Source organism: Streptococcus sp. CL8.13, from assembly GCF_049737895.1.
In genome coordinates, this window is the sequence record NZ_JBKOTT010000150.1 from 1 (window position 1) to 1,259 (window position 1,259).

A 1,259-nucleotide genomic window follows, 5' to 3' on the forward strand; every position below is an offset into this window, starting at 1 on the left:
CATGAGCCAACTCCTCATTAAAGTAAACCGTATCAAAATTCTGATCATCATAGACCGAAGCCCCAATCCCTGCTGACATGCGTTCATAAACACGGTACTCGTAGAAGCGCTCTGGCATAGCTGTCACTTTTTGAGCTTGCTCCTCTTGAGATAGGTTACGAGCATAGAGAACAACCTTCTCCTGCCCTTGCTTGGAGAGGCTATGGTAGAGACGGACAATCTCGATCTGAGTAAAATATCCTTTGGGTACTTTTAAAATGTTCTCTAGCTGGACTACCTTCTCCTTGGACGGTTCCTTGACTCCACGTTCCCAAGCTGAGTAAGCCTGGAAACTAATCCCAAGTTGCTCTGCAATTTCCCTCTGTGTCAGTTTTAACTCTTTCCTCCGAGCCTTTAATTTTTCTGGCTGATACATACTTCACCTCCTATTATGATGATTTAATGGACATTATCTCCCTTAGAAAGACTAATCGATGCTTGAATCCATATTTTTAAAACTCAACCAATTTGGTTTAGTTTTATTATATAAAAAAAGTAGACAAATGTCCACTAGGAAAAGCAGAAACATCGTGAGTTTTATACTCAATGAAAATCAAAGAGCAAACTAGGAAACTAGCCGCAGGCTGTACTTGAGTACGGCAAGGCGACGTTGACGCGGTTTGAATTTGATTTTCGAAGAGTATTAATCAAACTAAAAGGACCTAGCCCTATACAATACAGAACTAAATCCTTTGAATAAATAATTGATCTAGCTTTTAAAATCCCTACAGAAATTCCAGTTTTTCTCTATTTGATACCGGACATTAGTTTTTCAATACGTGGAACGTAGAAGAATAAGATAATACTGAATACAATCGTAATTCCTCCAACAATTCCATAGTAAGCGACTTCAGTTTCGCTTGTATAAAATTTTACAATTTGAGCATTGATAGCTTGAGCAGCAGCATTACTCAAGAACCAGATAGACATCATTTGTGCTTGGAAGGATTTTGGTGCTAGCTTAGTAGTGACTGATAGACCAATAGGCGAAATCAACATTTCCCCCACAATCACAATAGCCCAACTCATAATCAACCAGAAAGGACTGACCTTAACATCTGTCCCAAAGAGCATCCCTGGTAACATCATCCACAAGAAGGATAAACCTGCTGCTAATAAACCGTAAGCAAATTTCTTAGAAGAGGATGGTTGCTTTTTACCCATTTCCCCCCACAACCATGCAAAAATCGGCACATAAATCATAATGAAAAGTGGATTGA

General features: G+C 39.2%; 2 protein-coding genes. Both read right to left on the bottom strand.

The window, feature by feature from the left end; translation table 11 throughout:
• A partial coding sequence (locus tag ACLNCN_RS04875; RefSeq protein WP_424844748.1) for a helix-turn-helix domain-containing protein occupies window positions 1-415 on the bottom strand: 415 nt, incomplete at its 3' end.
• Window positions 416-786: 371 nt separating this feature from the next.
• On the bottom strand, window positions 787-1,259 hold a 473-nt coding region (locus ACLNCN_RS04880), incomplete at its 5' end, for a POT-type proton-dependent oligopeptide transporter (protein WP_438829303.1).